General features: G+C 37.4%; 22 protein-coding genes. 17 read left to right on the top strand and 5 right to left on the bottom strand.

Annotated features, from left to right (window positions below; translation table 11 throughout):
- Positions 1-44: 44 nt before the first annotated feature.
- Positions 45-347, bottom strand: a complete 303-nt coding sequence (locus OVA16_RS07455; RefSeq protein ID WP_267764583.1) for a hypothetical protein — start codon at positions 345-347, stop codon at positions 45-47.
- Positions 348-488: 141 nt separating this feature from the next.
- Here OVA16_RS07455 and OVA16_RS07450 point away from each other — a divergent pair, with 141 nt between their 5' ends.
- From OVA16_RS07450 to OVA16_RS07415, 8 genes are all read left to right on the top strand, one after another.
- The gene (locus tag OVA16_RS07450) at positions 489-635 is read left to right on the top strand and encodes a hypothetical protein (RefSeq protein WP_267764580.1); all 147 of its coding nucleotides are present in this window, start codon (positions 489-491) and stop codon (positions 633-635) included.
- An 89-nt stretch (positions 636-724) separates the two neighbouring features.
- Positions 725-1,546 carry a sensor histidine kinase gene (locus tag OVA16_RS07445; protein ID WP_267764579.1) on the top strand — a complete coding sequence of 274 codons (822 nt, stop codon included), beginning with the start codon at positions 725-727 and terminating at the stop codon, positions 1,544-1,546.
- A complete protein-coding gene (locus tag OVA16_RS07440; RefSeq protein WP_267764577.1) occupies positions 1,546-2,250 on the top strand; it encodes a LytR/AlgR family response regulator transcription factor in 705 nt (234 codons plus the stop codon). Before OVA16_RS07445 ends, OVA16_RS07440 begins: the two co-directional genes overlap by 1 nt.
- A 124-nt stretch (positions 2,251-2,374) precedes the next feature.
- Entirely contained in the window at positions 2,375-3,088 is a 714-nt protein-coding gene (locus tag OVA16_RS07435; protein WP_267764574.1) for an intradiol ring-cleavage dioxygenase, read from the top strand.
- Positions 3,089-3,100: 12 nt separating this feature from the next.
- Positions 3,101-3,598: a hypothetical protein gene (locus OVA16_RS07430; protein WP_267764573.1), complete on the top strand. Its 498-nt coding sequence runs from the start codon at positions 3,101-3,103 to the stop codon at positions 3,596-3,598.
- Positions 3,595-4,284: a hypothetical protein gene (locus OVA16_RS07425; RefSeq protein WP_267764572.1), complete on the top strand. Its 690-nt coding sequence runs from the start codon at positions 3,595-3,597 to the stop codon at positions 4,282-4,284. Before OVA16_RS07430 ends, OVA16_RS07425 begins: the two co-directional genes overlap by 4 nt.
- A 51-nt stretch (positions 4,285-4,335) precedes the next feature.
- Entirely contained in the window at positions 4,336-5,607 is a 1,272-nt protein-coding gene (gene purD, locus OVA16_RS07420; protein ID WP_267764571.1) for a phosphoribosylamine--glycine ligase, read from the top strand.
- 241 nt (positions 5,608-5,848) lie between these two features.
- Positions 5,849-6,469, top strand: coding sequence for a hypothetical protein (locus OVA16_RS07415; protein ID WP_267764570.1), 621 nt, complete (start codon positions 5,849-5,851; stop codon positions 6,467-6,469).
- Between the two features lie 404 nt (positions 6,470-6,873).
- On the opposite strand, the gene OVA16_RS07410 is transcribed toward OVA16_RS07415, so the two are convergent.
- Complete coding sequence (locus OVA16_RS07410; RefSeq protein ID WP_267764568.1) at positions 6,874-8,139, bottom strand: redoxin domain-containing protein; 1,266 nt, start codon at positions 8,137-8,139, stop codon at positions 6,874-6,876.
- A 105-nt stretch (positions 8,140-8,244) separates the two neighbouring features.
- Positions 8,245-9,426, bottom strand: coding sequence for a formimidoylglutamase (locus OVA16_RS07405; protein ID WP_267764567.1), 1,182 nt, complete (start codon positions 9,424-9,426; stop codon positions 8,245-8,247).
- A 101-nt stretch (positions 9,427-9,527) separates the two neighbouring features.
- Between OVA16_RS07405 and OVA16_RS07400 the strand changes: the two genes are divergently transcribed.
- The 5 genes from OVA16_RS07400 to OVA16_RS07380 all read left to right on the top strand — a co-directional run bounded on the left by OVA16_RS07400 (position 9,528) and on the right by OVA16_RS07380 (position 14,899).
- A complete protein-coding gene (locus OVA16_RS07400; protein ID WP_267764565.1) occupies positions 9,528-10,490 on the top strand; it encodes an NAD-dependent epimerase/dehydratase family protein in 963 nt (320 codons plus the stop codon).
- A gap of 53 nt (positions 10,491-10,543) precedes the next feature.
- Positions 10,544-11,842, top strand: a complete 1,299-nt coding sequence (locus OVA16_RS07395; RefSeq protein ID WP_267764562.1) for an HAD-IB family phosphatase — start codon at positions 10,544-10,546, stop codon at positions 11,840-11,842.
- A 96-nt stretch (positions 11,843-11,938) separates the two neighbouring features.
- Positions 11,939-12,520 carry a hypothetical protein gene (locus OVA16_RS07390; RefSeq protein WP_267764560.1) on the top strand — a complete coding sequence of 194 codons (582 nt, stop codon included), beginning with the start codon at positions 11,939-11,941 and terminating at the stop codon, positions 12,518-12,520.
- 239 nt (positions 12,521-12,759) lie between these two features.
- Positions 12,760-13,725: a tryptophan 2,3-dioxygenase family protein gene (locus OVA16_RS07385; RefSeq protein WP_267764559.1), complete on the top strand. Its 966-nt coding sequence runs from the start codon at positions 12,760-12,762 to the stop codon at positions 13,723-13,725.
- 106 nt (positions 13,726-13,831) lie between these two features.
- Positions 13,832-14,899: a branched-chain amino acid aminotransferase gene (locus tag OVA16_RS07380; RefSeq protein ID WP_267764557.1), complete on the top strand. Its 1,068-nt coding sequence runs from the start codon at positions 13,832-13,834 to the stop codon at positions 14,897-14,899.
- Positions 14,900-14,954: 55 nt separating this feature from the next.
- Here OVA16_RS07380 and OVA16_RS07375 read toward each other — a convergent pair whose 3' ends face one another.
- Positions 14,955-16,754 carry a hypothetical protein gene (locus OVA16_RS07375; RefSeq protein WP_267764556.1) on the bottom strand — a complete coding sequence of 600 codons (1,800 nt, stop codon included), beginning with the start codon at positions 16,752-16,754 and terminating at the stop codon, positions 14,955-14,957.
- A gap of 329 nt (positions 16,755-17,083) precedes the next feature.
- Positions 17,084-18,787 (bottom strand): DUF748 domain-containing protein, encoded by a 1,704-nt coding sequence (locus tag OVA16_RS07370; RefSeq protein WP_267764555.1) that lies wholly within the window; start codon positions 18,785-18,787, stop codon positions 17,084-17,086.
- Between the two features lie 205 nt (positions 18,788-18,992).
- On the opposite strand from OVA16_RS07370, the gene OVA16_RS07365 reads away from it, so the two are divergent.
- The 4 genes from OVA16_RS07365 to OVA16_RS07350 all read left to right on the top strand — a co-directional run bounded on the left by OVA16_RS07365 (position 18,993) and on the right by OVA16_RS07350 (position 23,786).
- Complete coding sequence (locus tag OVA16_RS07365) at positions 18,993-20,522, top strand: MiaB/RimO family radical SAM methylthiotransferase (RefSeq protein ID WP_267764554.1); 1,530 nt, start codon at positions 18,993-18,995, stop codon at positions 20,520-20,522.
- Between the two features lie 187 nt (positions 20,523-20,709).
- Positions 20,710-21,945: a sigma-54 interaction domain-containing protein gene (locus tag OVA16_RS07360; protein WP_267764553.1), complete on the top strand. Its 1,236-nt coding sequence runs from the start codon at positions 20,710-20,712 to the stop codon at positions 21,943-21,945.
- Positions 21,946-21,950: 5 nt separating this feature from the next.
- Positions 21,951-22,460, top strand: coding sequence for an LptE family protein (locus tag OVA16_RS07355; protein ID WP_267764552.1), 510 nt, complete (start codon positions 21,951-21,953; stop codon positions 22,458-22,460).
- 33 nt (positions 22,461-22,493) lie between these two features.
- Entirely contained in the window at positions 22,494-23,786 is a 1,293-nt protein-coding gene (locus OVA16_RS07350; protein WP_267764550.1) for a hypothetical protein, read from the top strand.
- Positions 23,787-23,799 lie beyond the last annotated feature (13 nt).

Below are 23,799 nucleotides of genomic sequence, written 5' to 3'. Positions count from 1 at the left end.
GTTAAACTCTCGGCCTTCCGACATCGGACATCGGAACTTTTGAACTAGGGACTATTGTTTCGGGGATTTTCTAATTCAGCATCATACAACAAAGGCGAATTAGCCACGCCATACTTTTTACAGTTTTTGTTAGAAATTACGCCAATGGCGCTTAGCTGATTGTTAGATAGGATAAAGTGAGGTAGATCTTGTAAATCTTGAACCGACCGCACGGCAGATTGCTCTGCGGTAGTTTGTGTTTTAGCACAATATCTTTCCGTTAAATAGCGTAGTCCGTCTATACGCTCGGCCTTGGCCAAGTGCGAAAGACTAAAAAACACTAAAGATATGGTTACGAGATGCCTCATTATGGTGGCAAATCTAGTTTTATTCTTTTACAAACCGAAATCGGATTTACCTTAAAGCGTTTTACGATGGTTTCATCTATACAAAACCAATACCTATCGATACTTTTAATATTAATTAACTTTTGTTAGCTTGCTTTACGTATGCTAACAAAAATAAAACTACAATTGGCCATAGAGGCCATTGCGGTTATCTTCTTACTCTCTTTTCCGCTGTTGTTTTTATATGGCCAAAATCAACAACAAGTTTTAAATGTACAGATGCTGGGCAATTATGCTTTTTTTGCTTGATATTTTGTACTGTTTATTTTCTCCACTCTTACTTTCTATTTCCTAAATTATATCTGCAAAAAAGACTATTTGCCTATATTGTTTGCTTGGTGGTTATTTTAGCAGCAATTGTGATTGTACGTCCATTTGATCAATTGCTAGCCAAGCCACACCTGCCGCCAATAAATCTGCCGCCACAACATCATTCTATGCCGTTGCCCCCAAAAGTGGGCAGACCATTGGTAGATATTGTAAGTATTTTCATTTTGCTCATTATCATTAGTATTGATATCAGTAAATCAATAAACAAACAATTACAGCTTACTACAGAGCGTGCGCTAAAGGCCGAAGCGGAAAAAGCCCAAGCAGAACTTTCATTTTTAAAGGCACAGGTTAATCCACATTTTTTATTTAACATTTTAAACAACATTTATACCCTCGCTGTAATTAAAGACGAAAACACAGCTCCTTCCATTATGAAACTATCTAGCATGATGCGATACTTAACAGACAAAGCAGGGCATGATGAAGTTGATTTGGAAGAGGAAATAACCTGTATGAGCGACTACATAGATTTACAAAAATTAAGGCTTACACAAAAAACTACACTTAGTTACGAAATAATTGGCGATAGCTCGCAGAAAAAAATTGCACCCCTAATTTTACTGGCTTTTGTAGAAAACGTTTTTAAATACGGAATTAGCAACCACAAAAACAATCAACTAACCATCAGGTTGTTAATAGAAAAAAACCTTATCAACCTCTATTGCGAAAACACTATTAACCACAAGCTTAAAAATGAAAAACGAACCGGAATAGGCTTAGAAAACACCATAAAAAGGCTGCACTACCTCTATCCAAACAAGCACATTTTGGAGATAGAGAACAACCAGAAAGTATTTAAAGTTAATTTAACCATTCATACCAACTAATGGAAAAATTGAAATGTATAGCCATAGACGACGAGCCTTTGGCCCTTGCCTTAATTAAAACTTATGTGGATGCCATAGCTCAGCTTCAGCTTATAAATACTTTTGAAGATGCTATTGCTGCTGCAGAATACCTAAATCAATTTCCTGTAGATCTGCTTTTTCTAGACATCAATATGCCAGACATTACCGGAATAGATTTGTTCAAATCTTTGACCGTAAAGCCAATGGTAATTTTTACTACTGCTTATAAAAATTTCGCTTTTGAGGGCTTTGAGCTTAATGCCATAGATTATCTACTAAAACCAATTGACTATATCCGTTTTAAAAAAGCCGCTCAAAAGGCAATAGACTATCATCAGTATCAAAAGCAAAAAGAAACGGAAAATATTATTGAATGCTTATTTGTGTATACAGAATATAAGCTCGTTAAAATTGAAACCAAAGACATCGCATATTTGGAGAGTTTAGAAGATTATGTTAAAATACATTTAACTAACGGGAAAATGATTATCACTTTAACCACACTGAAAAAGCTGATAGACAAGCTTCCTATAGCTAAATTTAGAAGAATACACCGCAGTTTTGTGGTTGCAATTAAAGAGGTACAGGCCATAACAAATAGAAAAGCACAGCTAAGCAATGGACTTAAACTACCCATTAGCGATACGTATGTATCTTTTATTGAAGAGTGGAAAAACAGCTAGCATTTAACAAAAATTAACATTGCGCCAGCGTACCGACACAAAACAAACATTAGCCGACACATTTTTGCCAACGTAGCAAAGTCTCTTCATATTCGGATTGTATTTCAATCAAAAACATGCTGATATGGAAAGAAAAAACTTTTTAAGGAGCTTACTAATTGGAGCAGTTAGTACACCTGTAATTATTGATGCTTGCAAGAAATCATCAGAAACACCTACTACCACTACTGCAACGGGAGGTTCGTCGAACTCGAATTGCGTAGTTGCCCCAACAGAAACAGAAGGCCCATTCCCTACCAAAGCTCCCGCGTCTTACGTTAGAAGTGACATTACCGAAGGTAAAAGTGGGTACAAGCTAACTGCCAAAATTACTATTGGCAACAGCAACAATAATTGTAGCGCACTTGCAGGCGCCATAGTAGATATTTGGCACTGCGATGCAGAAGGTAACTATTCTGAATATGGTGGTACAGGCATGCAATCTACCAATTACCAATCTGTACATTTTTTACGTGGCAGGCAAACTACCGATACCAATGGCCTAGTTACCTTTACGTCTATTTTTCCGGGATGGTATAGCGGCCGTGCCACACACATACATGTACACATATACAATGCGGCAGGAAACTCGTTAAAAGTTACTCAAATTGCATTTCCAGAAGGCAGTGGTACAGCTGTTGCCTTGGTAAACGGCTACTCAAAAGGCATGTCGGGATATACTTACAACAAAAACGACAATGTTTTTAGTGACGATACTTCGGGTATAGAAATTGCCACCGTAACGGGGAGTTTATCGGCAGGGTTTGAATTAAAAATGCAAATCAGTGTACCGGCTTAACCCCCATCAATAATGAGAAGAAAAATAACACTCTGTTACAGAAAAATAATTAATGCAGAAAGTACCGGCAGCTGGGAAAAACTGGTTTTTACTGATACTTTTAACGAGTTCAAAATGCAATCTCAATATTACAATCAAGATGGGAAGCACCATACTTTTGGAGAGCTGCTACGTGAAGTTCCAAATGCGGAGAAGTTACATTTTTTAGTTAGCGGTGCTGTAATCAACTATGTTAAGCAACTAAACCAAACAATTCCAGATATTACCAATAATGTAGGTTTACATTTTTTGAAGTTTAACCAGTTTAGGTTCGAAATCGTTAATTCTGATTTACGCAATAGCAATAAACATGTAGTGGCAATTAATTTTTACAGTGAAGAATTGTTTCATATAGACCAAATTGGAGATCATTTGCTAACGTGTAAAACATCAAATATGGAAAACAAACCGTTGCTAACCGATATGTTTACCATCACTCCTTATCTTACCATTTATAGCATACAAGAATGAAAACTATTTCTCAAGGCAAAATATTTGTTTCAGACCAAAGAGGGACTATCCAAAACAAGCATTTAACAAGGCACAGCACTTTCTCCAATTCTGAGCACTTTTTTAACCCTGTAAAAGAACCCATTGGCAACCTCTATGCCCTACACGACGATATGCTGGCACCAATGTCCTCTTATAATTTTTACACACAAGAAAAGGGCTACATTATACTATTACCCGTTACCGGTACACTAAATTATTTAGACGACCAAGAAAACGAGACCGAAATAGAGATAGGGCAAAGCTTGACGATTTTTCTAGAGAAAAACACTTTTGTAAAATTAACCAACCCTTTTGAAAGCCACACAATTAACTACGTAGTTATTGGTATTAAAGCACAAGAAAGCGCACCCACAACTCCTATGTTTAGCGAAGTTGACCTATCAAAATTAAATCATTTACACTGTGCTACTCCCAATTTTTTACCTTTTAAAATAAGCTTAGGCCAGTTTAATGGCCGCGGAAGTACCGAATACTTTTTAAACAGTACTGCTATATTTTATGCGTTTGTGCTTTCTGGCGCCTTTGAAATTGATGGGCGTTTACTACACGACCGAGATGGAATTGCACTATGGGAAACAGAAACGATAGAGATGGAGGCCCTGAGTAATTATGCCACTTTAATTGCAATAGAACTTTGCTTGTAGCTTATTTAAGATTTTATGCCCCCAATAAGCATAAACCCATATCTTTGTGGCATGAATATCTTACTAATAGGTTCTGGCGGAAGAGAATGTGCTTTTGCCTGGAAATTAAGCCAATCGGAGCAATGTACTAATCTTTTTATAGCTCCTGGCAATGCTGGCACTGCCAATTATGGCAAAAATGTAAACATCAATCCAAATGATTTTGAAGCCGTAAAAGCGCTGGCTTTGAAAGAAAAAATAGAGCTATTGGTAGTTGGCCCCGAAGAACCTTTGGTGTTAGGTATTCACGATTTTTTTGTTAACGACGAAGAATTAAAACACATTCCCGTTATCGGACCTAAAAAAGAAGGTGCCATTTTAGAAGGAAGCAAAGATTTCTCTAAGCAGTTTATGGAGCGCCACAACATCCCTACAGCGAAATCTAAATCTTTTACCAATGAGAATTTAGCCGAAGGCCTGCAATACCTTTCTACTCATGCTACCCCAATAGTTTTAAAAGCTGATGGTTTAGCAGCAGGAAAAGGGGTTTTAATTTTAGATAACATTGCAGAAGCACAAGAAGAATTAAAACTGATGCTGGGCGGCAAGTTTGGAAATGCTGGTTCTACTGTAGTAATCGAAGAATTTTTAACAGGTATTGAACTTTCTGTTTTTGTATTAACTGATGGCAAAAACTATGTGATTTTGCCAGAAGCGAAAGATTACAAGCGAATTGGCCAAGGCGATACTGGTTTGAACACTGGAGGCATGGGTTCTGTTTCTCCAGTTCCGTTTGCTAACGCTGAGTTTTTAAATAAAATTGAAGAACGCATTATTAAACCAACGGTAAATGGTTTAGCAAGCGAAGGCATTGATTATACTGGTTTCATTTTCTTCGGACTGATTAAAGTTGGCGAAGAGCCTTATGTGATTGAGTACAACGCTCGTATGGGCGACCCAGAAACAGAAAGTGTGATCCCAAGAATTGAAAATGATTTGGTGGAACTTTTCTTAGCAAGTGCAAACAAAGAATTAGGTAGTTACGAAATCAAAATTAGCCCCAAAAATGCGGCAACCGTTGTAATTGTTGCTGGCGGATATCCTGGCGAATACGAAAAAGGTAAAGCTATTTCTGGGCTAGACAATGTGAGAGATTCGTATGTGTTTCATGCTGGTACCGCTTTAGAAGGAGGCGTAGTAAAAACCAATGGCGGCAGAGTTTTAGCCATTAGTAGCGTTAAAGACACTCAATTTGAAGCTCTGCAGTGTGCTACAGCAGATGCAGCAAGAATATATTTTGATGGAAAATATTTCCGCGAAGACATAGGATTTGATTTGATGTAACCTCAAACCGAGGCAAAGTTTTCTCATTTATCAGCATTTATTTGTAAACTTGTATTTACGAGATGCAATTACCCACATCCCGTCTAGGCCTAAAACAAGGTACTAGTCGGGATTTTTACCATCACAGCTACCTCTAGTGGTTAATTGGCATATTTTTAATTGTTAGCATTAACTCAACAATTGCAGCTTGATCAGTAACTTAAATAAGTCGGTTTTTAATGTAATCCTTTTTTGGGGGTTAATGCTACTGCCTGCACTAGGTTTTTCGCAACAAGAACAACCAAAAAGAGTAAGCGTAGTAATTACCGCCAAAGCAATTGTTACCGAAAAAGAAATTGTACAAATACCAGCAGATAATACGCCCATTGTTACATCGCCTATAAATACAGTGCCCAAAGGCAAAGCTGCACCAGCTAACAAACCTGGGTCAATTAACGCTACAACCGCCCTTCAAAAACAGCAAGCTAAATCTTTAAATACAAAAGCTCAAATCCCAAAGCCTGTTGTTGCAAGCGCTAGCAAAAAAGCGCAAATCGAAACAAAACAAAAAGCGGTAGAGCAAACCCCTCACACAAATACGGCAAGTAATGTTAGAACTGCCATTACAGATACAACTTTGGCCAAGCCAAACCAAACATCCAATCAACTTAACCGTAAAGACAGTAGCCTAGCTAAATCCGAAAGTATCCAACGCCAAAATGCGGCAGTTACAAACGGCACTAAAGCCAGCTCTTTTAGCTACATCTGGATTGGATCTTTCTTAATTATTGCGGGCTTAGTTTTAGGCCTGCTGTTTGGCAAACCTGCATTTCTAATCTCTTTTGTAGGGGTGGTTTTTGTAGTTTTAGGAATATTGATTTAGTAAGCGCTTCATCATTTAATTTCAACCTCAAGCTTGTAATAAAAAACATTCCTCTGGAGACTGTATCAAAATAGAAACAGCATAATTTTAAAAGAATTAATTTGGAATCTTCGTCATTTCCGCGTGAGCGGGGCTTACTGCTTATAACTTCCCGCTGATTAGGCAGATTTTTACCGCAGATATTCACTGATTTTGCTTTTTTTTTTGCAGAGCGATGATGTGCAAGCGCAGGGAGTAGAGAAGCAGATGAAGGAGAATTTCTATAAACTCCAATAGTTCGTCCGCAAAAGCGGGAATCGTAAAGTGGTTTAAATTAAAATAAATTTTGCCTTACAACGCCAAGTAGAGCTGGTCGTGGTAACTTTCAAAATATGATTTCGCTAGCAAATTCATATCATCATTTTCTATATCAAATACTTTTTCGTTGTTAGTGATAACACCATCAACAGGTTAAATGCAACCAAACAAGAATGCCTTCCCAATTTCTCGGAAAGGCCTTCATCAAATCTACTTAAAATCTTACTTTGTTTTTTGTCTAACACTTCGGCAAGCTTGTTATGTAAGGCATTACCTCTTAAATCTTTTGCTACAATTTTACCGCTAGGATCTATTAAAAAGTTAGCAGGAATGCTTCTAATTCCCCAAGCAGAAGAAACTGCATTGCTCCAACCTTGCAAATCAGAAACATGAGTCCAAGTTAACTTATCATCTTCAACGGCTTTTAACCATTGCTCTTTTGTTGTTCTGGTACTACCTCCGTCTAAAGAAATGCCCAACACCGTGAAGTTTTTATCTTTAAATTTTTGGAACGCCTCTACCACATTAGGGTTTTCTTGTCTGCAAGGCCCGCACCATGCTGCCCAAAAGTCTACCAACACATATTTACCTTTAAAATCAGATAGTTTTACTGGCTTTCCATCTGGATCGTTTTGCGTAAAATCCATTGCCATTACACCCACAGCTGTTTTTTTAGTCGCATCTATAGTAGCCGGAATAGATTGTCCTACTTTGGTTGCTTTTAGCTCTGGCGAAAGTGTTGCGTACAATTTCTCTACCTCGCCCACTACTTTATCATTACTAGCTAAAGCGCTTAGCTGCATTAAGCTAATGTACGATTTTGGATTTTCTTTAACGAACTTCAAATAAACTGGAGTTTTTTGAGCTTTAATGGCATCGAACTTAGCAATTAGTACATCCATTACCTTACTATCTTCTTTTTGCTCTTTTGTATACGATGCGTATTCGTCGTTAAGTGCTTTTTCCTGATCAGCAAAAGACTTTAATGAGGCAGCTAACTTGGCATTATCAATATTAGCCTGTGTACCACCCGCAACAGCAGATTTTAAGCTATCGGCGCTATTTAATGTGATGTTTCCTGGCTCAATGTACAAAGCCGTGTAATCCATATTTTTGGTGTTTGCACCTTTTTTGTAAGGGTTAACATTATTGAAAACGTTACCCATTACTGGGTTGGTAACCTTTCCTTTAAACTCAAAAGCACCATTGTTAACTATAGCCGAATCGGTTAATCTTTGTCCGTTTTCTGCGTAAACCAAATATACTTTATTGCCATTAGCCACCGTTTTTGTAGCACCTTTTAAAGTAAAATCTGATTGAGCCATTAATGCTATTGGAGATAGCAGCATGGCCGAAAGAATTATTTTTTTCATTTCCTTGTTGAGTGTTTTAGGTTATAGGGCCGCTTTAAACAACCCTTTTTAGTAATAATAAGTTGTAGCTCAAATATACGAATATCTCATACTAATATTGTAAAATTAGGCTAGTTTTTGATAAGTGCGCCACCAAAGGTCTGGCATTTCTCCTTTAACGGCGGTATTGTAATCATCGTACCTACAAGGCACCAGATGAAAACGTTCGTTTTTAGAGCCATTGGCCGGATAAGGCACCTGCATCCACCATCGGTCAGATTTTTTGCTCTTCACAAAATTTACTTCGGTAGCTCCATCGTTTACGCTTGCTCGGTAAATGATATATTGAGATTTTGGCGTTAGTGGAAAATCCTTTTTGCGGCTGTAATAGCCATCTACAAAATACCACACCATTTGCGACAGTAACATGGCCGTTTGCCCGCCCTTATCGAAAGCTGGATTAAACTCATAGAAACCAATGGAAGTAAGCTTATCGCTCATCCCAGCATAGCGTGAAATACGGCAAGCATCTTCGCCGTAAAAACCATTAGGCACCATATTAGCATTACCACAGGCATCGCTAGAGCGAATGGAGCCCATATCGAAACTTACCATATTTGCATTGCGGATTACAGGCTCAGAAACTGATAAATCGGAGACAAATTCGCCCAAACGGTGCACATCAAAATATAGCTTATCCATCACTCTCAAACTATCTTGGTTAACAAAATAAGTTTGGTAGCCCATGTTACTAAAGTTGAACAAGTAGTTAGGTTGATGCAAGAAAATCTTAGTTAAATAGCTCTGGGAGGTAGTAACAACATCCTCATTTTCATCTTGCTCTAAATCAAAGCGATTATCAACTACCAACAAATCTACTTTCTGCTCCAAACTTTCGTAGCCCATGTATTGCGCATAGGTTAAGTCTTGTCCACCACCAATAATAATGGGCACAATATCCAATTTAACCAATTCGGCAACTACAGTTTTAAGCGCAAAATAGGTGTCAGACACTTGCTGGCCAGCTATGATGTTTCCTAAGTCGATAATTTTAGTTGGCGACTGGCCTTCGTTCAACAAATAAAATTGCTCCCTAAAATAATCTGGAGCCAAAGAACAACCATTATTGTTTACCGCTCCCCTATCATCTTTTACGCCAATAATGGCCAAATCATACTTCTCTTCTTCCAAATCCGGAAAGATATCTGTATAAAATTCTACCTTCATGCCCAGTTGGCTAGTTAAGAAACCATGTTTAGGTGTAAATTTTTCGGTATCAATAGGAGAAAAAAAATCGGATAAAGTCATAAAGCCACTAAATGTTTGCCCTCAAATATCTATTTTTGAAAGCACATATTAAGCGCATTTTTAAATTTTGTGCTTAAACTGGTAATCTATAAACAGATGAAATGATACTTGTTACAGGGGCTACAGGTTTTTTAGGGGCAGAATTGGTAAAGCAGCTTACAGACCAAAACATACTGGTTCGTGCCATTAGGCGAAGCAGCTCTAAAATTCCGGCTTTACTACAAAACAACACCTTAGTTACTTGGCATATTGCAGACATTAACGAACCAGAAAATTTGGCTGATGCTTTTGAAGGCATTACCAAAGTTTACCACTGTGCCGCTACTGTATCATTTGATCCGAAAGACAAAGCCGTACTTCTAAAAATCAATATTGAAGGTACTGCCAACATTGTAAATCTTTGCTTAGAGAACAATGTTCGTTTGCTACATGTAAGTTCTATCGCAGCCTTAGGTTATCCTAAAAAAGATGAACTAATATCTGAAAAACATTTTTGGGATTACGACCCAAAAGCACACAACTACGCCATTTCTAAGTATCAAGGCGAAATGGAAGTATGGCGTGGCATTGCCGAGGGATTAGATGCCATAATTGTAAATCCGGCAGTAATTATTGGGAAAAACGCAGGCTTTAGTGGCAGTGGAGCTATTTTTAAATTAGTAAAAGATGGATTAAAATTCTATACCGATGGTGCAACTGGCATTGTAGATGTAGAAGACGTGGCCAAATGCATGATTTTACTGATGGAAAGCAACATTAGCGAAGAACGATATACCTTAAGTGCCGAAAATCTGCATTACAAAGATTTTTTCGCACAAATTGCACAAGGTTTTGGTGTTAAACCACCGAGCAAAGAAGCTAAACCTTGGATGTTGGGCATTGCTTGGCGAGCGGCAAAATTGGTTTCGCTAATTACCAGAAAACCTGCCGCCTTAACTAAAGATGCCGCCCGTAGCAGTTTTAACCTAAGTTATTATACCAACCAAAAAATAACAGACACCCTAAATTTTAAATTTAAACCCGTAAACCAGAGCATCGCTGAAGTTTGCAATGCACTTAAATAAATGATTAGCCCGCTGATTAAGGGAAAATCAAAATGAAACCCCCAAAACAAATAATGAAACAACAGAACTTTTACATCATCGATTTTGATAGCACCTTTACCCAAGTAGAAGCCTTAGACGAGTTAGCTCGAATTTCTTTGGCGAAACATCCAGATCGCGAAGCCATTTATCAGAAGATAGAAGACTATACCAATTTAGCGATGGAGGGCAAACTGTCGTTTTCGGAGAGCTTAGCGCAAAGGGTAAAGTTGTTAGATGCAAATGAAGAGCATCTGCAAAAACTCATCAAACATTTAAAGAAAAAAGTGTCTAAATCTTTTTCACGCAATGCAGAATTTTTTAAAAAACATGCCGATGAAGTTTTAATTGTTTCTGGTGGATTTAAAGAGTTCATTACCCCGGTGGTTAGTCAGTACCACATCAAAAAAGAGAATATTTACGCCAATACTTTTGTAACCACAGGCGATGGAAAAATCATTGATTACGACCATGCCAATCCGTTAAGTGAAGAAGGTGGAAAAGTAAAACTGATGCACCAGTTGCAATTGCAAGGCGATTTATATGGCATTGGAGATGGTTACTCTGATTACCAGTTACGTGAAAGCGGTTTGATTAAAAAATTCTATGCTTTTACCGAGAATATTGCCCGCGAAAGCATCGTAACCAAAGCCGACCACGTTACACCAAGCTTCGACGAATTTTTGTATGTAAATAATTTACCTCAGTCAATCTCTTATCCCAAAAACAGAATTTTGTGTTTGGTAATTGGCAATGTTCCGGAAGAAACCATTGCTTTTCTTAAAAAGGATGGATTTTCTATTCGACATAAAACAGAGTTTGAAGAAAAATATGTTGGCGATGTGGGCATGATGCTTTTAGCTGATGGCGAAAAAATTGAAGAGGATAAATTGAAGCGAGCCGTAAAACTGAAAACGATTGGTTACTTAGGCAACGCAAAAAATAAATTCTCTCTACAAGTTTGTAACGAAATGGGTATTGTGGTTTTCGATGATCCGAAAGGCAATCCTAGAAACTCTTTATTTATACCAAAACGTGTGGCAGATTTCATGAATAAAGGAACTACTTATTTGAGTAGCAACTTCCCTAACTTACAGTTGCCAGCTATAGCTAAATCGCACCGATTGATCCACATCCACAAGAATGTACCCGGCATTATGGCGCAAATCAATACCATTTTTGCCAAGCACAACATCAACATTGTAGGTCAGTTTTTAATGACCAACAGCACCATCGGCTATGCCATTACAGACATCAATACAGAGTATGATAAGCAATTGTTCAAATCGTTAAAAAAGATTGAGCATACAATTAAATTTAGGGTATTGTATTAGATTGTCTTCGTCTTACAACTTTGACAATCTTTAAAAGATTGTCAAAGTTAAAACGTAACTTTAAGTAAAGTTAAATTAACCTAAAGCCAACTACCTATGGCTAAAGAAGAACATTATTACACCAAGTTTGAGAGTGGAAGGTTCTACCATATCTATAACCGAACCATCGACAAAAAGAAAATGTTTGTTAACGATGGAAACTATATCTTCTTTCTAAAAAGGTTTTCGTATTATCTAAACGAATTGATAGAAGTTTACGCTTATTGCCTACTCGACAATCATTTTCATTTTTTAATTAGAATAAAGGAAAATGAAGCAATTAATTTGCATAATGTTGTAAGCAAACAGTTTCGTTTACTATTTCAAAGCTATGCATTAGCATTCAATAAACAACAAAACAGAATTGGAACTTTATTTCAAACACCTTTTAAAAGAGCATTAGTAAAAGAACAATCTCATTTTTCCCATCTTATTTATTACATCCATCATAACCCTAAAAAACACCAACTTACAAACGATTTCAAAATTTGGAAATGGAGTTCTTATTTAAGCTTTTTAAATGAAAAACCTACGTTACTAAAACGCAAGGAAGTTATCGGCTTTTTCGGAAGCCGGGAACAATTTCAAAATTTCCATGATAGAGAAATAGATGACAATTTTGTAATTGATGATTTTTAATTAAATAACTTTGACAATCTTTGAAAGATTGTCAAAGTACAACAACATATGCTTCAATCATCGTGGATCCAGATTTTCAATTTTACGCTTATCATAGATAGGCCTAGCTAGTTATTATCTTTCTAACAGATGCTGAAATAAAATTCAGCATGACGAAAATAGTACGTCACCCTGAATTTATTTCAGGGTCGGTTTAAATATAAACAAACACGACCAAACCGTGTTAAAGACAAAACAAAATGGAACTCACTCCACAAATCAAAGAAAAATTAACCCTGCTTCAAGAGAAATATGAAGCGATGGGACAAGATATGGTCTCTTACTTAGATGGCCTTTTATACGCAGATTTCCTTACCTATTGGGATTATATACATTTAGACACGCTACTGAGTCTGCAAAGTCCGAAAACACCATTCCCCGACGAGGAAATCTTCATCATGTATCATCAAATTACAGAGCTTTATTTTAAGCTTTCGTTACATGAGTGCAGGCAAATTGCAGAGCATGAAAACCTTACCTTAAAATTCTTTACCGAACGTGTAAAAAGAATCAACGCTTATTTCAATGCTTTAACTACCTCATTCGAAGTAATGGTAAATGGCATGGAAAAGGAACAGTTTTTAAAATTCCGTATGTCGCTGTTGCCTGCAAGTGGTTTCCAAAGCGGGCAATACAGAATGATTGAGATTTCCGCAACTCATTTTACTCAACTGGTTGATAAAAGTAAAAGAGAAGAATTAGCGAATGCTAGCATCGAAGAAAAATTCGAACATATTTATTGGAAGGCTGGCGCTACTGAACTAGCTAGCGGCAAACAAACTTTAACCTTAAAACAGTTCATCAGTAAATACGCAGCACAGTTTTTAGCCTTAGCAAAAGAGCGTGAGCATAGCAACTTTGCATCGCTTTACAAACAATTAGAAGCCAAAGGCGAAGATGTAAGCGGATTGGCAGAAGAATTACGCAAGCTAGATTTATATGTAAATGTAGAGTGGCCTTTATCGCACTACAAGTCTGCGGTGCGTTATTTAGAGAAAGACTCTGTAGACATTGCCGCAACCGGCGGAACCAATTGGCAGAAATACCTGCCTCCGCGTTTTCAAAAAAGAATTTTTTACCCTTTTTTATGGACCGAAGAACAGATGGAAGAGTGGGGAAAAGGATGGGTACTTAGTGTGCTACAGACACTCAAAAACAAACATTAATTCTTAGCAAAACCTCAAAAAACGTTTGATTTTTAGTACTTTTGCAGCAAAATAAAAAAAGGCGTTTACGTCAAAAGCGTAAGCGTTCTTGCTAAAATTCTATAAAATGACCGAAACATTAGACATCAAAGTAACCAAGGTTGAGCAAACTCGCCTTACAGTTACTGATTTTTCAGAGTTACCATTCGGTAAAGTGTTTACCGACCACATGTTTTTGTGTGACTATGAGGATGGTGTATGGAAAAACCCAAGAGTAGTTCCTTATGGCCCAATCCCGATGAGCCCAGCAATTTCTGCGCTGCATTACGGACAAGCTATTTTCGAAGGCATTAAGGCCTACAGGCTACCTGACGGTAAAATCAGCATCTTCAGGGCTGACAAAAACTTCCTGCGTTTTAATAAATCGGCAAGAAGAATGGCAATGGCCGAAGTTCCTGAAGAAATTTTTATGCAAGGTATGGCTGCCCTAATCAACGTTGATGAGAAATGGGTGCCTAACCAAGAAGACTACGCATTATATATAAGACCAGTAATGTACGCTACTGACCCTTATTTAGGCGTTAGACCATCAGACAGTTATACTTTCGCAGTTTTAACTACCCCAACTGGCAAATATTATAACAAAGCTTTAAGAGTAAAAGTAGAAACTGAATTCACAAGAGCTGATGATGGCGGTGTAGGTTATGCTAAAACAGCTGGCAACTATGCTCGTTCGTTATATCCATTTGAAGTAGCTAGAAAAGAAGGTTTCGACCAATTGATTTGGACAGATGCACAAACGCACGAGTTCATCGAAGAAGCTGGAACTGCCAACTTAATGTTCGTAATTGATGGCAAATTAGTTACCCCAGCGATTAGAACTACCGTTTTAGATGGCGTAACTAGAGATACGATCATTCAATTAGCTAAAGCTGATGGTGTTGAAGTAGAAGAAAGAAGATTATCTGTTAAAGAAATCATTGAAGGTATTGAGAATGGCAAGCTAACCGAAGCATTTGCTGCTGGTACTGCTGCTACAGTTACCCACATTGGCGAGATTGGTTACGAAGGTAAAACTTACACGTTGACTGATGTAGCTTCAAGAAATATTTCAAACGGTATCGCTAAGAAGTTAAACGATATTAAATATGGTTTAGCTCCAGATACTTTTGGATGGAACTGGGTAATTTCTTAATCAAATTCCGCATAAAAACATCAAGCCTCGGATTTTTTAATTCGGGGCTTTTTTGTTAACGATTTCTTTCTCGCTCAAACCTGCGCATCTCCCTCCTCATTCTCCTTTTTTCACGCTCGCTTTTCATACTTTCGAACTTAGACACATAGCGCTTAATTTCGGCTTCTTTTTGTGGTGTAAAACCAATACTATATTTCACTCCCTGAAACAAGGTTTTCCAAATAAAATTAAAGAAAGAAGCCGTAGGTTTACGCTTGTAATCAACAGTAGCTATGGTAAATTTCCCATCAACCGAGGGGTTGTCTGAGTAAATAACCATCGCATTTGCCAGTAGCGATAAAATCCCCAAGCGCTTTAAACGTTCGCCACCTTCGTGCCGTTTCATTAAACCTAAAGACAAATCGTTATACGCAAACGCTACTTTTCCTTTTGCAACTTCATCATTTGCTTTAATATCAAAGGCCAAACTGCGCACTAAACAGCTTTTAATTTGCAACATCGCCAAAGGTCTGGTTACATAATTCAACTGCTTTGCATCCATATTTAACAATTGCCCTCGGTAAGAAAAATCTGCTTTGCGAGCCATTACATTAAACTTAAAACCCACGTTAAGCCTACCCTGTTCCATTAAATAACTTTGCAAATTGGCTTCTATTATTGGATTTCTCTTTTTGTGTTTAAGTTGATTAGTTACATTGGTAATTGTACCAGAGGTATTGTTAAAGGTAATTCTTCCTCGCTGCCTACTTTCTTTGTCAAACTCAGCATAACTGATATCTAATTCATTGAGGTTAATTTTTTTGATGTTAACTGGAATACCTATTTTTTGAAGAAGCTGGTGCGGAAACCTTCCTGTTTTGTCTTTTAGCAGTTTAGGGTACGAGTTGTCGTTAAAAACAGATAGTGTACCGTTCGCAATCTTCATTTCATCAGCCATCACTTCTCTATTTTTAATATATGTGAACAAATTTATACCCTCAAAGTCAATATTATTGAGTTGTAAAGAATATCGATCTCTAGCATAGCCATTTACCTTGGCAAAATCTTGTTCCGAGTACCGCGGCGCTAGCGCAAATTCTTTAATACTTAACTTCTTTGCAGAGGCACTAAACTCAAACTCGCTAGCCTTAATGTAATACATGCTATCTGGCGTAGCGTAAGTATAATTGTTCAGGTAAACGTAAGCGTCTTTAAGTAAGTAAAACCTACTTTTATCGTTAGCCGATGTAGAATCAATGAGCCAATCTTTTAATGAAATAGTGATGTTAGAAATGGTATCGATATCGGGCTTTGCCCCGTTATTATTCACATACTTGAAACTGGCATTTTTAAAATCTATCGTTTTAACGTGTAGTGTACTGAAAATACTTTTGATATAGTCGTAAGGGGCAATTTCGGGTTGTGGCGTTTTGTTCTCGTTAAAAAACAACGATTTATTAACCATTGTAATACTTGGTTGATCAAACAGAAGCAAATCAATCTCTAGTTTCTTATCGAAATAGATTTTAAACGGATGAAATTTCTTGATGCTTAACTTTTGAAGTTGAACGATATACAAATTGTTAGGCGCTTTTTTTTGCGCAACCAATTTTCGATACATATTGGTATCGGGTATTAAACTTACTTTTGTTAACGAGGCATTGCCCGTAAGCGGATTTACATTTACTTTATCGAAACGGATGTTGTAAAGCCCATTTGTTGCCTTATTTACAATTACACCTAATTCTTGTTGTACAATTGGCTTTATTTTACCAGAAACATACCAAGACACGCTAACAACAACTAAAATCACAAATAGCAACACACCTAAAATCCACTTTAATCTTTTTTTGCTTTTGGATGTTGCTTTAGGCATTGGCAAGTTAGCATTAGTTATTTAATTACAAGATACAGATTTTAGTGTGAAAACAATTGCTGTATTGTTATAAACCTCAGTTCGATTATTATTTGCTTATTTTACGTTATTATATAAAGTTATTGGGTTAGCTGACCCTGAAATAAATTCAGGGTGACGGAAAATCGGCGGTTCGTCATGCTGAATTTAGTTCAGCATCAGTTTTAAAGTCTAATTATCAATAGGTTAAAAATAGAACTCAGGTTATAAGCAAAATTATTGTTTGATTGTCATATTGTTGCTGACCAAGCAATGCAACAATTTAACAATGCAACACTCCAAACCACCTCCTACTTCTTCGGCTTTTCTCCGTTCTTCATCGGCACAATGCCAATACCTACAATTTCTCTCATCCCTTTAAAAACAGATTTCCACATGATGTTAAAGAAAGAAGCCTGCGGAGCACGTTCGTGGGTAATGTTGGCAAACCTTCCCTTTTCGCCTGGAATATTATCGTCCTTAATTAAAATAGTATTTGCCAAAAAAGATAACAGACCTTTTTTCTTCTCTTTTCCGTCGGCATCTTCGCCAAGCATTTTAATTTTTAAATCTTTGTAGTAAAAATACACTACACCTTTAGAGCCAGCGGCATTAGCAGAAACATCAAAACTTGCCGAGGTAACCTGCCCGCTTTCCAATTCAATTTGCCCTAAAGGTTTCGAAATCGCATTAAGCGCTTTCAAATCAAAGCCGTTAACTTTTCCTTTATAATTAAACGCACCATTATTTGAAGTTAAGTTAAAGTCTATCTTAACGTTCAATTTAGCTTTGCCCATTACGTAAGTAGTTAAATCTGCATAAGCATGGCTTTGCTTTGCAAGTCGGCTGCTGTCATTAGTTATATTACTAATCGTACCGTTTAGGCCATCTAATTTAACTGTTCCAATTTCTTTGGTTTTAGGGTTGTACTCGCCATAAGCCACGTTTACTTTTGCAATTTTTAACTGCTGTATAATGGTTGGAATGGGCAAACGTTTCAGCGCCATGTGCGGAAAGTTTCCAGATTTATTGAGGCTCGACGGTGGTAATTCCCTATTCATAAACACATTTACCTGGGCTGGACCAAGATTAACCTGTTTAACCAAAAGTTCGCCATTGTTATTTAAGCCTACATAATCTATCCCAGATAAACTAATTTTCTTAAAATCTAAATCGTATCGGTCTTTCTGCACATCGTATTTTCTACTGAACTCTATTTTTGGGTATTTAGGAATCATCTTAAAACCTCGAATTTCTAAATCCTTACCCGTAATCGACCCTCTTAAAGTATCTAGCTTTAAGGTGTACAGTTTATCTTTAGTTTCTGACTGGTACCCTAAAAGTTCGAAACCAATGTTTTTACTATGAAAAACCCTAGTGGTATCAAACTGAGCGGCAGAATCAATCAAAACATCTTTTACGTTAACCGAAAGGTGCTTAACCTGATTGAGCCTGCGTTTGCCATTGTAATAATCAAAATCAGCATCTACTATTTTGATTTGCCCAACGGCAATTGATTTTAATGATTTAGAAATTTGTTGATACAAGGTTCTTTCATCCTTTACGGTATCAGTTCGCCTCGGTACTTTGTGATAAACCATGTCAATTGATGGATGATCTAAAACAATTGCACTTAAATCTATTTTCTTTTTAAAATACGCCTTTAAAATCCCTACTCTTGATATTTTTAAATGCGCCAATTTGATACGGAACAAATGCGTTGGAGCTTGCTTTTGATCCTTTAGCTGATTAAAAACATTGGTATCGGGCATTAAGCTGATACTATCTAAAACCGCAGTTCCGGTTAGTAAATTAAGATGAATATCTTTAAAATTGATTTGGTACAAGCCGTTAGAAGCATTACTTACACCTTCTTTAATTTTTGTAGTTAAGGCTGGTTTCCACTTGGCGCTTAAAATTAAAGCAGCGATACCTAGAATTAAGATAAGGGCACCTAAAATACCGCCAAACCAGTACCAGAATTTACGCTTGCGATAGAAAGTATGTTTGCTCATAAAGTTGCTGTTTATTCGAGTAAAGACAAAAAAGAAGACCTTATTGTTTTTATAATCATAAACCGATTGTAAAATTACTGCCATTCTGTCATTTATCATTTAATTTTTGTACTTTTGAAACCCAATTAAAATTGGGTTAAATGTGGCGAGCTACGGGTTACCAGCCTAAGCTCAAAACTGATAACTGATAACCCGCAACTCAAATATGATTGATTTTAAGCTTCAAGATAAAACACACGACGAAACCCGCCAAGGAGAAGCACTGGTGTTAGATAAAAAAGGCGATGGCAAAAAACTTTACATAGAAAGTTATGGTTGCCAAATGAACTTTGCAGATAGCGAAATTGTTGCCTCTATTCTTTCTGAAACTGGTTTTGAAACCACTAGCGATTACCAAAATGCTGATGTAATTTTCATTAACACTTGTTCTATCAGAGAAAATGCAGAACAACGTGTGCGCAATAAGTTATCACAATTTCGGGTGGAGAAACGTAGAAACCCGAAATTGGTAGTGGGCGTATTAGGTTGTATGGCCGAGCGCTTGAAAGCAAAATTTTTAGAAGAGGAAAAATTGGTAGATGTGGTGGTTGGCCCAGATGCTTACCGTGATTTACCGAAGTTGATTAACCAAGTTGAGGATGGCCACAAAGCGGTTAACGTAATTTTATCTCGTGAAGAAACCTATGCAGATGTTAGTCCGGTGCGTTTAAACACCAACGGCATTACCGCTTTTGTAACCATTATGCGTGGTTGCGATAACATGTGTTCGTTCTGCGTGGTTCCATTTACCAGAGGAAGAGAACGCAGCAGAGACCCGTTTTCTATCATTAAAGAAGCAAAAGAGCTGTTTGAAAATGGTTATCGTGAAGTTACCCTTTTGGGGCAGAATGTGGATTCTTACTTGTGGAGTCCAGAAAAAGCACCAAAAAAAGTTACTGCCGATGCTGCCGATGACATGAACACCTTAACTGGCGACGCTCTGTTAGAGGCATTAAGCAATAAAACTGATTTACCTTCTGCTTTAATCAAAGAACATGCTGAAGGTTCGGTAAACTTTGCACAATTGTTAGCAATGGTGGCAGAAATTCATCCAGATTTAAGGGTTCGTTTCTCTACTTCACACCCTAAAGACATTACCGACGAGGTGCTTTACACCATTGCAAAATACGATAACATTTGCAACTACATACACTTACCTGTTCAGTCGGGCAACAGCAGAATTTTGGCCTTAATGAACAGAACTTACACCAGAGAATGGTACATGAATAGAATTGATGCAATTCGTCGTATTATTCCGGGTTGTGCAATTTCGTCTGATATTATTGCTGGTTTTTGCACAGAAACGGAAGAAGAACATCAAGATACCTTGAGTATTATGGACTATGCTAAATACAATTTTGCCTACACCTTTTCTTACTCTGAAAGACCGGGAACGCTAGCCGCACGTAAGTACAAAGACGATGTACCAGAAGAGGTAAAAGCTCGCCGATTGGCAGAAATTTTCAAAAAGCAACAAGAAGACTCTTTGGCTTGTTTAGAAGAGTTTGTGGGTAAAACAGTTAAAGTTTTGATAGAAGGTTTCTCGAAAAAATCTGACAAAGAATACAGAGGTCGTAATGATGAAAATGCCATGGTAGTTTTCCCTGTTACCGATTCGGTAAAACCAGGAGAATACGCAAACGTTTATATTGAGCGTTGTACATCGGCTACGCTGATAGGTAAAGTGGTTGGTTAGTTTGTTGGTTTTTGGTTGTTTGGAACACTGAGTTTTGTGAACTAAACCCGATAGCAGTGGGCACGAGCGTAGCGAAGTAAAACGGATAGCGGGACTATCTGAAACGATGGAAAACTGAAACTGCTTTTCTTAATAAAATAATACATTTCAAGTCTTAATACTTGATACTAAGTACTAGATACTAAAAATGGATACACAAAGTATAAAACAACGCTTCGGCATTATTGGCAATTCGCCTTTATTGAACCGAGCGATAGACACGGCTAGTCAGGTGGCGCCTACTGATATGTCGGTTTTAATTACTGGAGAAAGTGGTAGTGGTAAAGAAGTTTTTTCGCACATTATCCACCAATTAAGTGCTCGTAAACACGGCGCTTTTATTGCCGTAAACTGTGGTGCTATTCCAGAAGGAACTATAGATTCTGAGTTATTTGGTCACGAGAAAGGATCTTTTACTGGTGCTCATGAAGCTCGTAAAGGCTATTTTGAGGTAGCTAACGGAGGTACTATTTTCTTAGATGAAGTTGCCGAACTTCCTTTGGGAACCCAAGCTCGTCTGCTACGTATTTTAGAAAGTGGCGAGTACCTGCGTGTAGGTTCTTCGAAAGTTCAAAAAACAGATGTAAGGATTATTGCTGCAACCAATGTTGATGTTTACGACAGCGTAAAAAAAGGTAAATTCCGTGAAGATTTATACTATCGTTTAAACACCGTTCCATTGCGTATTCCGCCTTTAAGGGAGCGCAAAGATGATGTGTATTTGTTGTTTAGAAAGTTTGTTTCTGATTTCAGCAACAAGTACCGATCGCCAGGCATACAGTTAGAAAATGATGCCGTTCAAATGCTGAGCAATTACAGTTGGCCGGGCAATGTGCGTCAGTTAAAAAATATTGCCGAGCAGGTTTGCGTGCTAGAAAAAGAACGTAATGTTACCGCCCAAGCTTTGTTAAACTATATCCCCAACGAACAGAACAGCAACTTGCCAATGGCAGTAAATACTTCTAGTAAAGAAGATTTTTCTGAAAGAGATATCCTTTACAAAGTATTGTTCGACATGAAAAAGGACATGGTAGAACTGAAAAAGTTAGTAGCAGAGATTATTCAAAATGGCGGTGGCAATATGGCGCATGTAATAGCCGATAATCCGCAGTTCATCAATCAGCTTTATCAAGATGTTGATTTGAACAATCATTCCTCAGAACCTACGTTAACAATCAAACATCCTTCGCAAAACACGCCTAACGATTTCAACTATGCCCACGATGCCGAAGAAGTTGAAGAATCTTTATCATTGATAGATAAAGAATCTGATTTGATTAAAAAAGCATTGAAAAAACATAAAGGCAAACGTAAATTTGCAGCGCAAGAGCTAGGTATATCTGAACGTACACTCTACAGGAAAATAAAGGAATTAAATCTGTAATCAGCATGAAGAAAATATTTTTGTTTTTAGCAGTTGTCCTCGTTGCTGCTAGCTGTAGTTATAACTTTAAAGGGGCTTCTATTCCGCCAACAATGAAAACCATTAACGTAAGGTTTTTCGAAAACAATGCGCCTTTGGTAGTGCCTACGTTAGCACAAACTTTTACCGAAGCTTTAAAAGAGCGTATTCGTACACAAAGTAGCCTAAGCATTACACAAAACGAGGCAGACGCTACCATGGAAGGACGAATTACGGCGTATTCAATTACACCAATTGCTTTTGGGGATAATACACAGCCCACCGCAGGAGGTAACAGGCTTAGCATTACCGTTCAGGTAAAGTACGTAAACAACCTAGATACCGGAAAAGTTAAAACCAGTTTCGACGAAAGTTTTACTGCCTTTCAGGATTTTAAGTTAACAGGCAACCTACAAAGCCAAGAACAAGCCCTAATAAGGGAAGTAAATATGAAGCTTACCGAAAACATTTTTAACCGTGCTTTTGCACAATGGTAGGTATTTATCTATTTCAATTATTAACTTAGCACGATGGAGTTGAATATAGAGATGAAGCAACAATTGGAACAACTACTTGCCAAACCAAATTCGGCTACGCAAGAGCATATCCCTTTTTTGCAACAGCTCATCAAAACTTTTCCATACTACCAACCTTTGCATTTACTACTGGCAAAGGCCAGCAGCGAAACTGAAAATAAACAAATTGCTTTTACTAAAGCTGCACTATATACTAACGGAAATATCCTACATCGTGTAATTCACGAACCGCAAGAACTTAACGTTGTTGAAGATCTCAATATCATTACCTACCAGCCTTTTACCAATAGCTACAAAATTGAAATTGTTAAGGATGAAGCAAGCATTACCGAGCCTGCGGCACCTGAACTATTAGACAGTAATGAAATTGAGATCCCAGAAATTATAGAAACAGCCCCAGCTACGCTAACCAGCGATTTTGTAGTTCCAGAAATTGAGAATTTGGAACCTTTACAGCCTGAAATCATCAAAGTCTGTGAGCCTCAAGACGTAATAGAAATCGCCCCAGAAGCAGACCAACAGGAAGTTTTCGAAGAAATCAATGAATTTGTTATTCCAGCTGAAGGTTTTGTTAATGAAGAAACCCTGCCCGATAATAAGGAAGAGCTTATTGAGGAAACCATTTTTGAAAACCAAACTGAAAAAGCAGAAGAAGAACTTATTCCAGAATCGGTTGCTGCTATAGATTTCTTTGCTTTTGATGGTAATTTTAGTTCTGAAAATGCTGTTGAAGAAGAACCAGCAACTGATGAAGCTCCAGAAATTAAAGAGGAGCCTGTTGTTAGAACCGATTTCGCACAAGAAAACGTGGTTAGTAAATACGACGATGATAAATTGCCTTATACTTTTTTATGGTGGTTAGCAAAAACTCGTAAAGATCACGAACAGATTTTTAGACCTTTTGCATCGCCAGCAAAAGCAAGCTCGCAACCGCTGCAACAGCAATATGTAGAAAATATCTTTCACATTCAGTCTCCTTTAGAACCTTTAAAAGAAGACCAAACCACCAATTTGCCAAGCACCAAAGAAAGCTCGATCATTGATAACTTTATCAAGAACGATCCGCAAATTAAGGCGCTTAAACCAGAACAGATCAATACTGAAAACAAAGCTAAAAAAAGTGCAGAAGATCCTAATGATTTGGTTTCCGAAACATTGGCGCAAATTTACATCGAGCAAATGCTTTATCACAAGGCGATAGATACTTATCAAAAATTAAGTTTGAAATTTCCAGAAAAAAGTGGTTACTTTGCCGACCTTATACAATCCTTAGAAAAGAAAATTTAAAATTATTATATCA

Origin of the sequence: Pedobacter sp. SL55 (genome assembly GCF_026625705.1) — a bacterium.
Taxonomy (GTDB): Bacteria; Bacteroidota; Bacteroidia; order Sphingobacteriales; family Sphingobacteriaceae; genus Pedobacter.
The sequence above is the reverse complement of the archived record's forward strand: the minus strand, read 5'-3'. Positions and strand labels throughout refer to the sequence as shown.

Coding starts and splice junctions, on each gene's coding strand:
- OVA16_RS07455 (WP_267764583.1), bottom strand. CDS start 347: ATGAGGCATCTCGTAACCATATCTTTAGTGTTTTTTAGTCTTTCGCAC.
- OVA16_RS07450 (WP_267764580.1), top strand. CDS start 489: ATGCTAACAAAAATAAAACTACAATTGGCCATAGAGGCCATTGCGGTT.
- OVA16_RS07440 (WP_267764577.1), top strand. CDS start 1,546: ATGGAAAAATTGAAATGTATAGCCATAGACGACGAGCCTTTGGCCCTT.
- OVA16_RS07435 (WP_267764574.1), top strand. CDS start 2,375: ATGGAAAGAAAAAACTTTTTAAGGAGCTTACTAATTGGAGCAGTTAGT.
- OVA16_RS07430 (WP_267764573.1), top strand. CDS start 3,101: ATGAGAAGAAAAATAACACTCTGTTACAGAAAAATAATTAATGCAGAA.
- OVA16_RS07425 (WP_267764572.1), top strand. CDS start 3,595: ATGAAAACTATTTCTCAAGGCAAAATATTTGTTTCAGACCAAAGAGGG.
- purD (WP_267764571.1), top strand. CDS start 4,336: ATGAATATCTTACTAATAGGTTCTGGCGGAAGAGAATGTGCTTTTGCC.
- OVA16_RS07415 (WP_267764570.1), top strand. CDS start 5,849: ATGCTACTGCCTGCACTAGGTTTTTCGCAACAAGAACAACCAAAAAGA.
- OVA16_RS07410 (WP_267764568.1), bottom strand. CDS start 8,139: ATGAAAAAAATAATTCTTTCGGCCATGCTGCTATCTCCAATAGCATTA.
- OVA16_RS07405 (WP_267764567.1), bottom strand. CDS start 9,426: ATGACTTTATCCGATTTTTTTTCTCCTATTGATACCGAAAAATTTACA.
- OVA16_RS07400 (WP_267764565.1), top strand. CDS start 9,528: ATGATACTTGTTACAGGGGCTACAGGTTTTTTAGGGGCAGAATTGGTA.
- OVA16_RS07395 (WP_267764562.1), top strand. CDS start 10,544: ATGAAACAACAGAACTTTTACATCATCGATTTTGATAGCACCTTTACC.
- OVA16_RS07390 (WP_267764560.1), top strand. CDS start 11,939: ATGGCTAAAGAAGAACATTATTACACCAAGTTTGAGAGTGGAAGGTTC.
- OVA16_RS07385 (WP_267764559.1), top strand. CDS start 12,760: ATGGAACTCACTCCACAAATCAAAGAAAAATTAACCCTGCTTCAAGAG.
- OVA16_RS07380 (WP_267764557.1), top strand. CDS start 13,832: ATGACCGAAACATTAGACATCAAAGTAACCAAGGTTGAGCAAACTCGC.
- OVA16_RS07375 (WP_267764556.1), bottom strand. CDS start 16,754: ATGCCTAAAGCAACATCCAAAAGCAAAAAAAGATTAAAGTGGATTTTA.
- OVA16_RS07370 (WP_267764555.1), bottom strand. CDS start 18,787: ATGAGCAAACATACTTTCTATCGCAAGCGTAAATTCTGGTACTGGTTT.
- OVA16_RS07365 (WP_267764554.1), top strand. CDS start 18,993: ATGATTGATTTTAAGCTTCAAGATAAAACACACGACGAAACCCGCCAA.
- OVA16_RS07360 (WP_267764553.1), top strand. CDS start 20,710: ATGGATACACAAAGTATAAAACAACGCTTCGGCATTATTGGCAATTCG.
- OVA16_RS07355 (WP_267764552.1), top strand. CDS start 21,951: ATGAAGAAAATATTTTTGTTTTTAGCAGTTGTCCTCGTTGCTGCTAGC.
- OVA16_RS07350 (WP_267764550.1), top strand. CDS start 22,494: ATGGAGTTGAATATAGAGATGAAGCAACAATTGGAACAACTACTTGCC.